Annotated in this window: 10 protein-coding genes; all 10 read right to left on the reverse strand. The window is 52.4% G+C overall.

The features are described from left to right. Positions 1-2: 2 nt before the first annotated feature. Complete coding sequence (locus FE848_RS07150) at positions 3-758, reverse strand: cytochrome c1 (protein WP_200202092.1); 756 nt, start codon at positions 756-758, stop codon at positions 3-5. Next, positions 758-1990: a cytochrome b gene (locus tag FE848_RS07155; RefSeq protein WP_200202093.1), complete on the reverse strand. Its 1233-nt coding sequence runs from the start codon at positions 1988-1990 to the stop codon at positions 758-760. Before FE848_RS07155 ends, FE848_RS07150 begins: the two co-directional genes overlap by 1 nt. Then, positions 1990-2583, reverse strand: a complete 594-nt coding sequence (gene petA / locus FE848_RS07160) for a ubiquinol-cytochrome c reductase iron-sulfur subunit (RefSeq protein ID WP_200202094.1) — start codon at positions 2581-2583, stop codon at positions 1990-1992. The genes FE848_RS07155 and petA overlap by 1 nt, the downstream gene beginning before the upstream one ends. A 243-nt stretch (positions 2584-2826) precedes the next feature. Next, a complete protein-coding gene (rpsI, locus tag FE848_RS07165; RefSeq protein ID WP_200202095.1) occupies positions 2827-3219 on the reverse strand; it encodes a 30S ribosomal protein S9 in 393 nt (130 codons plus the stop codon). Between the two features lie 12 nt (positions 3220-3231). Then, a complete protein-coding gene (rplM, locus tag FE848_RS07170) occupies positions 3232-3660 on the reverse strand; it encodes a 50S ribosomal protein L13 (protein ID WP_144780435.1) in 429 nt (142 codons plus the stop codon). 212 nt (positions 3661-3872) lie between these two features. Further along, positions 3873-4646: a TatD family hydrolase gene (locus FE848_RS07175; RefSeq protein WP_200202096.1), complete on the reverse strand. Its 774-nt coding sequence runs from the start codon at positions 4644-4646 to the stop codon at positions 3873-3875. A gap of 23 nt (positions 4647-4669) precedes the next feature. Next, positions 4670-6250, reverse strand: coding sequence for a peptide chain release factor 3 (gene prfC, locus FE848_RS07180; RefSeq protein WP_200202097.1), 1581 nt, complete (start codon positions 6248-6250; stop codon positions 4670-4672). A gap of 86 nt (positions 6251-6336) precedes the next feature. Further along, the gene (gene rimI, locus FE848_RS07185) at positions 6337-6780 is read right to left on the reverse strand and encodes a ribosomal protein S18-alanine N-acetyltransferase (protein WP_320159509.1); all 444 of its coding nucleotides are present in this window, start codon (positions 6778-6780) and stop codon (positions 6337-6339) included. Continuing rightward, entirely contained in the window at positions 6777-7640 is an 864-nt protein-coding gene (locus FE848_RS07190) for a 2-isopropylmalate synthase (RefSeq protein ID WP_200202099.1), read from the reverse strand. The genes rimI and FE848_RS07190 overlap by 4 nt, the downstream gene beginning before the upstream one ends. Further along, positions 7641-9191 (reverse strand): 2-isopropylmalate synthase, encoded by a 1551-nt coding sequence (locus tag FE848_RS07195; protein WP_200202100.1) that lies wholly within the window; start codon positions 9189-9191, stop codon positions 7641-7643. Between the last annotated feature and the right edge of the window lie 234 nt (positions 9192-9425).

The raw sequence follows: 9425 nt of genomic DNA on the forward strand, positions 1-9425 counted from the left end.
TCTCAGTGCACGTCCTTCCAGTACTCACGATTGAGCAGGTAGGCGAAGACAAAGAAAATAGCGACAAAGATCAATACGAATATCCCGAGGCGCTCACGCTCAACTTTGATCGGATCCGCCATGTAAGACATAAAGTTTGTCATGTCGTACATGGCCTGATCAAACTCAGCGCCAGTCATACTGCCCTCAATGGCATACTCCGGACAAGCACCTGCGTTCCTGATGTTGCCACTCAGAGGCTCAACACTGGCTTTTTTGCCAATATTGGGCTCAACCGCACACAAACCCTGAAGGTCGACCAGAACATGGGGCATGCCTACCTTGTCGAACACCACGTTGTTCACACCTAGTGGGCGAGACTCGTCTTTGTAGAAGCCACGCAGATAGGAGTACAACCAGGACTCGCCACGCAAGCGGCTTTCCAGAGTAAGATCTGGTGGCGGAGCACCAAACCAGTCAGCTGCCATATCCTTGTTCATGGAGTTCTTCATCAGCTCACCAATCTGGGCGCCGGTGAAAATCAGATTCTCCTCGAACAACTTGACCGGGATCTCCAGATCGTCAGCAACCCGCTTGTAACGGGCATACTCCATGGAGTGACACCCCATGCAGTAGTTCGTGAACATTGCCGCACCGCGCTGCAATGATGCTTTGTCTGTGTGATCCGTTTTGATGTGGTCAAGCGGAACGCCGGCACCGGCTGCCAGTCCGAGAACCGGCAGGAATGCGATGAAAAGACCAAAAATCAGCTTTCTCATTATCCTGTCACCCTCTCTGGTACTGGCTTGGTTTTCTCCATGCGCGTGTAGAACGGCATCAGAATGAAGTAGAGGAAATACACTACTGTCAGTATCTGTGCAGCAGTGGTGCGACCCTCGGTAGCGGGAACCAGCCCAAGATAGCCGAGAATAACAAAGCTGATCGCGAACAGCGTCAAGGCAATCTTGCTCAACCAGCCCTTGTAGCGAATGGAGCGAACGGGGCTCCGATCCAGCCACGGCAGGACAAACAATATCGCGATAGCTCCACCCATAACCACAACACCCCAGAACTTTGCAGACAGGCCGAACAGATCAACCGTTACCGCACGCAACATGGCGTAGAAGGGTGTGAAGTACCACACAGGCGCAATATGCTCAGGTGTCTTCAGCGCATTTGCAGGCTCAAAGTTCGGCTTCTCTATAAACAGACCACCCATCTCAGGGAAGAAGAACACTACGATAAAGAAGATAAAGAAGAATACGGCCACGCCCACAAGATCGTGCACGGAGTAGTAGGGGTGGAACGGAATACCGTCTTTCGGAATGCCGTTTTCATCCTTGTTCTTCTTGATTTCAATACCGTCAGGGTTATTGGAGCCCACTTCATGCAAAGCAAGAATGTGAAGAACAACCAGGCCCAACAATACGATCGGAAGCGCGACTACATGCAATGCAAAGAAGCGGTTCAGAGTAATACCGGAAATCAGGTAATCACCACGAATCCACAAAGACAAGTCTTCCCCGATAACCGGGATGGCGCCAAAGAGGTTAACAATTACCTGTGCGCCCCAGAAAGACATCTGTCCCCACGGCAACAAATAGCCCATGAAGGCTTCCGCCATCAGCACCAGGTAGATCAGCATCCCGAACAACCAGATCAACTCACGCGGCTTCTGGTACGATCCGTACATAAGACCGCGGAACATGTGAAGGTACACCACAATGAAGAAAGCGGAGGCACCCGTGGAGTGCAGGTAACGCAAGAGCCACCCCCACTGCACATCACGCATGATGTACTCGACGGAAGCGAAGGCCCCCTCACCGGTGGGATTATAGCTCATGGTAAGCCAGATACCCGTGACCAACTGGTTCACCAGTACAAGCATTGCCAGAGAACCGAAAAAATACCAGACATTAAAGTTTTTCGGCGCGTAATATTTAGCCAGGTGTTTATTCCAGGCATCCACAACTGGCAGACGCTCGTCTACCCAATTAAGTAGCTTCTGCATTACGCTGCCTCCGGATCAAGACCAATCGTGAGAGTCGCGTCGTCGTCATAGCGATAAGGCGGCACTTCAAGGTTCAAGGGAGCAGGCTGCGCAGAGTGGACCCGTCCAGCCATGTCGAACCGTGAACCGTGACACGGACAGAATAGCCCACCCAGCCACTCGTCGCCCAAATCTGCGGGAGCGACTTCAGGACGATACGTCGGAACGCAGCCCAAGTGAGTGCATATCCCAACCAGCACAACAAATTCAGGCTTGATTGAGCGGTACACATCACCCGCATAATCTGGCTGCTGGGGCTCTTCCGACTGGGGATCTTTCACCCTGTCGTTGAGCTTTACAATATTCTCCAGCATTTCCGGAGTGCGGCGGATGACCCATACTGGCTTGCCCCGCCACTCAACGGTGATCTGCTGACCTGGTTCTATTTTACTGATATTGACGGTTACCGGCGCACCAGCCGCTTCCGCTTTGGCACTGGGATTCCAGGATGCCACGAAAGGGACTGCCGCACCGACGACGCCGACCCCACCTACCGCAGCCGTAGCGCCGATAAGAAACCGGCGTCGACCTTGGCTCACGTCGCCATTATTCATTATGGTTCTCTCCCATCAGGCGATGTCACAGCCCGCCAGAAAGCCGACAGTGTGCATCGAAAAGGACTTCACAATCCAAAATTATAAGCGAACAAATGGTAATGAAATTACCATGTCCTTACAAGTCAGAAAGCCGCCACCGGAGCGACTTCTCTGCTCCAGATCAATTTGACAATCATTGTGCCTGAAACAAAAAAACCCGACCAAATAGCCGGGTTTTCCTGAGATCTGCTCCAGCGGAACTTAACGCTTGGAGTACTGTGGACGCTTACGCGCCTTACGCAGACCAACTTTCTTACGCTCAACTTCACGAGCATCACGGGTAACATAACCCGCTTTACGCATCGCTGGACGCAGAGTTTCGTCGTAATCCATCAGAGCACGGGTCAGACCGTGGCGAATTGCGCCCGCCTGACCACTACTACCACCACCCTTAACAGTGATGTTGATGTCAAACCGATCCGCAGATTCTGCAACAACCAGAGGCTGACGCACGATCATGCGAAGAGTCTCACGACCGAAGAAATCTTCGATTGTGCGACCGTTGATTGAAATGTTACCGCTTCCCGGCTTGATGAACACCCGAGCCGTGGACGTTTTGCGGCGACCAGTACCGTAATTTTGTGCTACAGACATATCCGCCTTCCGTTAAATGTCGAGTTCTTTGGGCTGCTGGGCTGTGTGAGGATGCTCAGCGCCGGCATAGATTTTCAGCTTCTTGAACATGGCACGACCAAGCGGGCCTTTCGGAAGCATGCCTTTGACAGACTTCTGAATAACTTGCTCAGGCGCCTTATCAACCAGCTTCTCGAAGCTGATGGACTTGATCCCACCCGGAAACCCGGTATGACTGTAGTACATCTTATCAGATGCCTTGTTGCCGGTAACCCGCACCTGGCCCGCATTGATAACTACAATGTAATCGCCAGTGTCTACATGAGGGGTGTACTCAGGCTTATGCTTGCCCCGCAGACGACGGGCGATTTCGGTTGACAGACGACCCAGCGTCTTGCCGGCTGCGTCTACAACGTACCAGTCACGTTTTACGGTTTCTGGTTTCGCACTCAGAGTCTTCATTGATTCCGCCTTGAACGCTATAAAAAGAAACGTTAAAAACCGCCACCCGAAAGTGTAGTACACCCGGAGGAGGTTCTGTACCTGTAATTTGATCGGCAGTGACACTATTCGGGGCTGAGATAGTGGCATCGCCTTGAAAAGCCAGGGCGCGAAGTATACTCGAACGAATAATTAAATCCAACCCTGCTGTACATAGTTTTATTGCCGAGTCGTTACCATAAGGATTCACCGTAAAGCAGCCTGGTATTGGATAATACTACAGACGCCACGTATTCCGCGGATTCACCCCGGATATCAGAGAGGCACTCAAGAATCCTGCGTAGATGCAAAGGTGAGTTAGCCCCCGGCTCAACACCTTCCGGCGCCATGTCCGGCGCGTCCGTCTCAAGCACGAGAGCCTCCAGCGGTAAACGGGAAACGGCATCGCGCGTTTTACTCGATCGGGGATGGGTAATTACCCCGCCCACGCCAATAAAACATCCAAGGTCGACCAACTTCAAAGCCTGCTGATAACTACCGGAAAAACCGTGCAGCAGTGCCCGGCCATTCCACTTCGTGCGCCTAAGCGTTGCGTGAACCTCGTCGTGCGCCCTGACGGAATGGATAACAAGAGGAAAACCCAGTTCAGAGGCCAAACCAATCTGAGCCTCAAACCAGGGGTATTGATCACTCATGTTTCCGTGAAGGCGATCCAGCCCACATTCACCAATCGCCACGCAGCGTTCAGGTCTTTTCCGCAAAGCCCGCTCAAGGATTTCCAAATCCTGGCCAGAGTGCTCCCCGACATACCACGGATGGATCCCAAGGCAATAATAGAGGCCAGCATGCGCCAAGGCAGTATCGCGAACACGCGCCCAATCCGGGCGCCGCACACCGGGAATCACCAGCCCGGCCAGACCATCCCCGGACGCAGCATCAAGCTCCCTGTCGCGGCGCCCATCAAAAAATGGAAAATCAAAGTGGCAATGGGCATCAACCAGCTTCAATTCAACCTCCACCCACTAATGAATCAGTGCTCGCGGGTTTTATGGAACTCAATATCGGGATAGCGCTCCTGGGCCAGATTAAGATTAACCATTGTAGGAGCGATATAGGCAAGGCGGTCGCCGCCATCAAGCGCCAGATTGTCATTATTTTTTCGCTGAAACTCATCCAGCTTGCGATCGTCAGAGCAGGTTACCCAGCGAGCAGTGGCAACATTGATCGGCTCATAAACAGCTTCAACCTTGTACTCAGTCTTGAGGCGACTCACTACCACATCAAACTGCAGCACGCCAACGGCACCGACAATCAGGTCGTTATTGCGCAAAGGCCGGAATACCTGCACGGCACCTTCTTCCGACAGCTGAATCAAGCCCTTTTGAAGCTGCTTGGCTTTCAACGGGTCCTTGAGGCGGATACGGCGGAACAGCTCGGGCGCAAAGTTGGGAATACCCTTGAACTTCATATCTTCCCCGGCAGTAAAGGTGTCCCCTAACTGGATGGTCCCGTGGTTATGCAAACCAATAATATCACCAGCATAGGCCTCCTCTGCGTGCTCACGATCACCAGCCATAAACGTCAGCGCATCGGAAAAGCGAACATCTTTTGCTATACGCACATGGCGAGCCTTCATGCCCTGACTGTACTTGCCCGACACTATGCGCATAAATGCGACCCGGTCCCGGTGCTGCGGGTCCATATTGGCCTGAATTTTAAAAACAAAGCCAGAGAACCCTTGGTCATCAGGCTGCACAAGCCGTTGATCCGTCTCACGGGGCTGGGGCTGGGGAGCCCAATCCACCAAACCATCGAGCATGTGATCCACACCAAAATTACCTAGCGCCGTACCGAAAAATACTGGTGTAAGCTCACCGGCCAAAAATGCTTCCTGATCGAATTCGTGAGACGCTCCTTTCACCAGCTCGACCTCATCGCGCAAATCGCTGGCGTATCCACCAAGAGCGGTATCAAGCTCCGGATTATCCAGCCCGCTGATAGTTCGAACCTCCTGGATCTCATGGCCATGCCCACTTTGGTAAAGAATCACCTCGTCACGCAGCAAGTGATAGACGCCCTTGAAGCTCTTGCCCATACCAATGGGCCAGGTAATAGGCGCGCAGGCGATGTTAAGTACATCTTCCACCTCATCCATGAGTTCAACCGGGTCCCGGGTATCCCGGTCCAGTTTGTTCATAAAGGTAATGATGGGCGTATCCCTGAGCCGGGTAACCTCCATCAATTTGATGGTACGTTCCTCAACGCCTTTTGCGCTGTCAATCACCATGAGGCAGGAGTCTACAGCGGTTAGAGTACGATAAGTGTCTTCCGAGAAATCCTCGTGGCCCGGCGTATCCAGCAGGTTTACCAGCTTCCCGCCGTAAGGAAACTGCATGACAGACGTGGTTACCGAAATACCCCGCTCTTTTTCCATTTCCATCCAGTCAGACTTTGCATGCTGGCCAGACTTCTTACCCTTTACCGTTCCCGCCCGCTGAAGAGCGTGCCCAAATAACAGCACTTTCTCGGTAATCGTGGTTTTACCGGCGTCCGGGTGGGAAATGATTGCAAAGGTGCGGCGCTTGGCCACTTCCTGGGAAAGGTGAGACATAGTCGAAGAGCAACCTGCGTCAGATGTTCGGAGAAGGCAGACATTATAAGGACTAAGAGGTAATTACGCGAACACAAGCAGCAATATCAAGGGCACAGAAGCAACGACATTACACGCGCATCTTCTCTCCCGGAAGCAGCAGGGTAGTATCCAGGGCGCCGCCCTATTTCTTCAAACCCTTCGTTGCGATAGAGCTTACTTGCCACACTGTTACTTAACCTGACCTCAAGAAGCATCTGATTCATGCCTTCATGGGTGGCCTCTGCGATGAGGTGCCTCAACAAAAGGCGCCCAACACCATGGCTACGACTTCGAGGATGAACACATATATTCAGTAGATGCACCTCATCCAGCATATACGTTCCGACTACAAACCCTTCAAGCGACCCGCCGAGCCAGGCACCCCATAAGCGATAATCAGGTTTAAAACAATCGAGAAACACCCCTTCAGTCCAGGGATGGGAGTGCCCCTGGCGCTCGATCTCCAGCATCTCTGGCATATCTTCAGGCACCAGCGGCCGAATTTTCACCTCAAGACCCTGCATGGGATCGTATAGGTCAGAGTTTTTTGGTGTCGTTTCTGGGCCAGAGGCTTAAGCAGCTCCCATAGAGACCGCTTTAGCCCTGGGTTGCTGGCAAGAGCTGCCAGCGAGTGGGTTGATTTTACTTCTGGAGCTCTCCCAAGAGCGCTGTATAGCCAGCCGGCTGTGGGGTCTGCTTCATCGATGCCCTCATCCCCTCCCAAAACAATTACCTTCCTGTCATCCATGTCACGTAACACGTGCTGCATCACAGCCTTCAAATCGGACAGGGAGTTGCCGGGTACGACGCGGTTTTTGAAAACTGGCCAGCGCACCCAAGCAACAGGCTCCAACTTCTCGTCCCCAAGACTCTTCAGAATGTTTGTGGCAAGAGTTTCCTGGAGCCTCAAGCTCGCTTCTTGGGAAATATCCGCGATAAGGAGGCACCTTGAACCATAAAAAACCCCCAGACTTAAAGCCTCCACCGCAGATAAACCAATGTCCGGGTAAGGCTCGGCGGTCTCCGACGAATGCTCTGGAGACGGATCCGAAACCTCCGACTGACTCTGCTTTGGCGGATTTGGCTGCTGCGCTGTCGGAACAGCCTTGCTCTCCATTAACGCCTGAAGACTAGCGATTCGCTGCACACCCTTTTTGTTCGCCGTGGATCTATCCGTTGGCACACGCACCCTGGCATTCTCTACGGGTGCAAGCCTCGGGCCTCCTGCAGGATGTTGTACAACCTCATCTGGCTCAGGAAACACGAACTCTGGACTCGGTGCTGCACCCGGCAGAGGGGCACGGGCATACCACATGCGGACCCCTGCAGAACCAAGATAGAACTGCCTTTGAGACTCAGTCTGAATCATTCAAACATCCGCAACCTGTGGATGCTGTCGAATTCCACCACGACTGATCAGATTAAGCGCCTCAATGTAGGCCTTGGCTGACGCAATGATTATATCGGTATCAGCACCAATGCCGTTTACGATACGCCCGCCACGCTCCAGCCTGACTGTAACCTCCCCCTGGGAGTCAGTGCCGCTAGTGATATTATTGACTGAGTAAAGCTGCAGATTGCATCCTGAATCAACCAGCGATTCTATGGCTTTGAAAGTAGCATCTACCGGGCCACTCCCTTCCGCTTCAACCTTGTGCTCTTTACCATCCATCGTTAACGTCAGGCTTGCTGTTGGAACAACACCCGTTTCCGAGCACACCTGCAGACACACCAAACCATAGCGGCCCTCTTCATCTTTCTGCCGGGTATCGCTGGCAATAGCCTGCAAGTCCTCGTCAAAAATTTCGTGCTTCAAATCAGCCAAAGCTTTGAAGCGGGTAAACGCTTCGTTCAACTCTGTTTCAGTTTCAAACTGAATACCAAGTTCTAGCAAGCGTGTGCGGAAGGCATTGCGACCTGAGTGTTTACCAAGCACCAAGCTATTGGTGTGCCAACCTACGTCTTCTGCTCGCATGATTTCGTATGTTTCTCGGTGCTTGAGCACGCCATCCTGATGTATACCGGACTCATGGGCAAAGGCGTTGGCCCCTACAATTGCCTTGTTAGGCTGCACTGGGAAGCCCGTAATCGTAGAAACGAGACGTGAGGCAGGTACGATATGGCTGGCATCTATGCGGGTATCAAGATTATAAAAATCCTGCCGGGTGCGGACGGCCATTACAATTTCTTCGAGCGAGGCGTTACCTGCACGCTCTCCCAACCCGTTGATGGTGCACTCTACCTGACGAGCACCTTGGGTTACCGCTGCCAGAGAGTTGGCAACGGCAAGACCCAGATCGTTATGGCAATGCACAGAGAAAATGGCTTTATCAGCATTGGGAATACGATTAAGGAGCTGATGGATAGTTTCTGCAAACTGCTCCGGTACAGCATAACCAACCGTATCGGGGATATTAATCGTGTTGGCGCCAGCATCTATGGCCGCCTCAATAATTCTACAGAGAAAATCCAGCTCAGACCGGCCAGCATCCTCACAGGAGAACTCAACGTCATCGACATGGCTTCGGGCACGTTTTACAGACCGAACTGCCTGCTCTATGACTTCGTGAGGCAGCATCTGCAGCTTGTGCTGCATGTGGATGGGCGATGTTGCAATAAACGTATGTATACGGCCCCGTTCCGCGGGACGAATCGCTTCAGCTGCCCGATCAATGTCCTTATCCAAAGCTCGAGCAAGACTGCAAATTGTTGAGCCTTTGATCGTTTCAGCAATGGACTTAACAGCTTCAAAATCCCCTTGGCTCGCGATTGCAAAGCCTGCCTCAATGACATCCACACGAAGCTTTTCAAGAGCCTTGGCAATACGGAGCTTCTCGGCCTTGTTCATAGTGGCGCCAGGACTTTGCTCACCATCACGAAGAGTTGTATCGAAAATAACCAGATGTTCGCTGCCAGACATTGAAGTACTCCGTATCGCATTTGGTTTTATGGAAACAGTATATCACCGGGATGCAACGGAGGGAGTGTTCCAACTACTTGCTGGGCCATTTTCGTGGCATCTGATTTATTTCAGGCATAAAAAAACCCCAGCTTCGCAAGAAGCTGGGGTTTGGACTTAAGAGTCTGACGATGACCTACTCTCACATGGGCAAATGCCACACTACCATCGGCGCAGGCCTGTTTCACTTCTGAG

The organism is Marinobacter sp. 1-3A, from assembly GCF_016597775.1.
Taxonomy (GTDB): Bacteria; Pseudomonadota; Gammaproteobacteria; order Pseudomonadales; family Oleiphilaceae; genus Marinobacter; species Marinobacter xiaoshiensis.